Below are 3,010 nucleotides of genomic sequence, written 5' to 3' on the forward strand. Positions count from 1 at the left end.
CATCGGCGGCGTCCGCTTCCCCGCCATCGGCGACCTCCCCTACCTGCTCACCCTCGCAGGCCACGGCTTCTACTGGTTCCGACTCCGCAAGGACGCGGCGTAGAAGTAGAACGGGGGGTGGGGCGGTTTCTCCCGCCCCACCCTGGGCACGCATCAGTAACACCCCGACTCCGGGGAAAGGACGCGACGCCATGTCGGAAGCCGTCACCCGTTCCGTGCACTCCGCTTCGACAAGCCCCGGCCTGCTTGCGTCCCTCGATCCGCTGCTCCGCGAGTGGCTGCCACGGCAGCGGTGGTTCGCGGGAAAGGGCCGTCCCGTCACCGGCTTCTCGCTGGTCGCGGCGACGGAGGTGCTGCCGTGGGACGCGAAGCTGGGACTGCTGCACCTGCTCGTACGGGCGCACCAGCCGCTCGTACCGACGCAGGGCGCGCCGGCGCATCCGGCCGACTGCTACCAGTTCCTGATCGGTGTGCGCGAGACGCTGCCGCCCCGGCTGGCGCCCGCGCTGATCGGTCATCCGTCGCAGGGGCCGCTCGCCGGGCGGACCGTGTACGAGGCGCTGCATGATCCACGGCCCGCCGATGTGCTCCTGGAGGCGCTGCGGACCCGGGCGCACATCGGTGAGCTGCGCTTCGAGCGGGACATGCGGCAGGAGGTCCGGGACGACCTGGTGCCACGCCTGGTGACGGCCGAGCAGTCCAATTCCTCGATCGTCTACGGAGATACGTTCATTCTCAAGCTGTTGCGCCGGATCATGCCCGGGACCAACCCCGACCTGGAGCTGCCGCTGGCCCTGTCCCGCGAGGGCTGCCCACGGGTCCCCGCGCCCGCCGGGTGGATGCTCGCGGACCTGGCCGGCGACACGTACGTACTGGGCGTGCTGCAGCCTTTCGTCCAGGGCGCCACCGACGGCTGGGACCTCGCGCTGCGCGAGCTCGCCAAGGGCGAGGACTTCAGCGGTGAGGCGCGGGCGCTGGGGCGGGCCACGGCCGAGGTGCACACGGCGCTGGCCCGGGCGCTGCCCACGGTGACGCTGGGGCGCGGACAGATGGAGCTGCTCGCCGACGGTATGACCGAGCGGCTGGAGGCGGCCGTCCAGGCGGTGCCCGCGCTGCGGCCGTACGCGCCCGGGCTGCGCTCCGCCTTCGACGCGCTCGCCGAGCTGGCGGACGAGGGCCAGTCGTGGACGGCCCAGCGGATCCACGGGGACCTGCACCTCGGGCAGTGTCTGCGGTCGCCGTCCGGCAACTGGTCGCTGATCGACTTCGAGGGCGAACCCTCGAAACCGCTCGCCGAACGGCGCATGCCCCAGCCGACCGCACGGGACGTGGCCGGCATGCTCCGCTCCTTCGACTACGCGGCGCACTCGCACACGCCCGTCGTGCCCGGCTGGGCCGATGCCTGCCGGGCCGCGTACTGCTCCGGGTACGCCGAGGTCAGCGGGCGTGATCCGCGTACGGATCCGGTGGTGCTGCGCGCGTACGAGACCGACAAGGCGATCTACGAAGTCGTGTACGAGGCGCGGCACCGGCCCGACTGGCTGCCCGTGCCGATGGCGGCGGTCCGCCGCCTGGCTCTCTCCGAAGCGTCCTGACCCGTCCGTCCGACCTCTCATCACTGCCGAGGAGGCTCCGCCCGTGACGCCCCGCACGAACCCGCCCGCCAAGAAGCCGAAGAGCGCGAAGGCCAAGGCCAACGGCAAGACCGCCGCGGACAAGACCGCCGCGGACAAGACCGTCGCGGACGAGACCGTCGCCGAGAAAGCCAAGGCCAAGCCCGCGGATGAGGACGTACGGGCCGCGGTCGCGGAGCCCGTACGAGCCGAGCCCGGACCAGCCCAGCCCGGACCAGATGATTCCGGGCAGGCCGAGCCCGGACAACCCGAGCCCGTGCGGGAAGTGCGGCCCCTGGCCGTGCTGGACCGTGGTGACCGGGAGCGGCTGCTTGGGGGCGCGCATCATGATCCGCACTCCGTGCTCGGGGCTCATCCCGTGCCCGGTGGTGTGGTCTTCCGGGTGCTGCGGCCGTACGCGCTCTCCGTGACCGTCGTCGCCGAGGGGCTGCGGGCCGAGCTACACGACGATGGTGAGGGCCTCTTCTCGACCGTGCTGCCGTTGCGGGAGGTGCCGTCGTACCGGCTGCTCGTGGAGTACGAGGGGACGGTGCAGGAGACGGAGGACGCGTACCGGTTCCTGCCCACGATCGGCGAGTTCGATCTGCATCTGTTCGGGGAGGGGCGGCACGAGCAGCTGTGGACGGCGCTCGGTGCGGAGCCCATGGTCCACCAGGGGGCGGCCGGCACCCGCTTCACCGTCTGGGCGCCGAACGCCCGCGGCGTACGGGTCGCCGGGACCTTCAACTTCTGGGACGCCACCGCGTATCCGATGCGGTCGCTGGGCTCCTCCGGGGTCTGGGAGCTGTTCGTTCCCGGGATCGGCGAGGGCGAGCTCTACAAGTTCGAGATCACCCGCGCCGACGGGACCAAGACGATGCGGGCCGATCCGATGGCGCGGCGGACCGAGGTCCCGCCCGCCACCTCCTCCGTCGTGCACGCCTCGCATCACGAGTGGCATGACGAGGAGTGGATGGCCCGGCGGGCGGACCGGGCGGCCCATGAGGCGCCGTTCTCGGTGTACGAGGTCCATCTGGCGTCCTGGCGCCCGGGGTTGACGTACCGTCAGCTGGCCGACCAGCTGCCCGGCTACGTCGCCGACCTGGGCTTCACCCACGTGGAACTGATGCCGGTCGCGGAACACCCCTTCGGCGGCTCCTGGGGCTACCAGGTGACGGGCTTCTACGCGCCGACCGCGCGTTTGGGCACCCCGGACGACTTCAAGTACCTCGTCGACGCGCTGCACCGGGCCGGCATCGGCGTGATCATGGACTGGGTGCCCGCGCACTTCCCCCGGGACGACTGGGCACTGGCCGAGTTCGACGGCCGGCCGCTGTACGAACACGAGGACCCCCTGCGCGCCGCCCACCCCGACTGGGGCACCCTCGAGTTCGACT

The 3,010-nt window shown here is 71.8% G+C and carries 2 protein-coding genes and 1 pseudogene; all 3 read left to right on the forward strand.

Annotated elements, in window-relative coordinates:
- A pseudogene (locus GAS53_RS54670) lies at positions 1 to 103 on the forward strand (alpha-glucosidase C-terminal domain-containing protein); the annotation flags it as partial.
- A gap of 88 nt (positions 104 to 191) precedes the next feature.
- Positions 192 to 1,595, forward strand: a complete 1,404-nt coding sequence (locus GAS53_RS54675; protein WP_151485277.1) for a maltokinase N-terminal cap-like domain-containing protein — start codon at positions 192 to 194, stop codon at positions 1,593 to 1,595.
- A gap of 43 nt (positions 1,596 to 1,638) precedes the next feature.
- On the forward strand, positions 1,639 to 3,010 hold a 1,372-nt coding region (locus GAS53_RS54680; RefSeq protein ID WP_263974270.1), incomplete at its 3' end, for a GlgB N-terminal domain-containing protein.

The sequence above is a fragment of the Streptomyces albicerus genome (assembly GCF_008905045.1).
Classification (GTDB): Bacteria; Actinomycetota; Actinomycetes; order Streptomycetales; family Streptomycetaceae; genus Streptomyces; species Streptomyces albicerus.